The sequence below is a fragment of the Achromobacter sp. SIMBA_011 genome, assembly GCF_046535435.1.
Lineage (GTDB): Bacteria > Pseudomonadota > Gammaproteobacteria > Burkholderiales > Burkholderiaceae_B > Achromobacter > Achromobacter dolens.
Genome location: NZ_JAWRWN010000515.1, coordinates 1 through 269, shown reverse-complemented (window position 1 = coordinate 269; position 269 = coordinate 1). Strand labels below are relative to the sequence as shown.

Sequence of the window (269 nt, the reverse complement as noted above, 5' to 3'; positions counted from 1 at the left end):
GCAGGAAGGCCTATGTACCGCTGGCCTTCGAACCCGGCGAAGCATTCCAGTTTGACTGGAGCTGCGAATACGCCTTCATCGGCGGGTTGCGGCGACGCCTGGAGGTCGCCCACGTCAAGCTCAATGCCAGCCGGGCGTTCTGGCTGGTCGCCTATCCGACCCAGAGTCACGAGATGCTGTTCGATGCGCACGCCCGCGCATTCGCCGCGTTCGGCGGCGTGCCGCGCCGCGGCATCTACGACAACATGAAGACGGCTGTCGACAAGGTC

Annotated in this window: 1 pseudogene; it reads left to right on the top strand. The window is 64.7% G+C overall.

The annotated features are described in order from the left end of the window. Window positions 1-269, top strand: a pseudogene (locus SB816_RS31955) (IS21 family transposase); the annotation flags it as partial.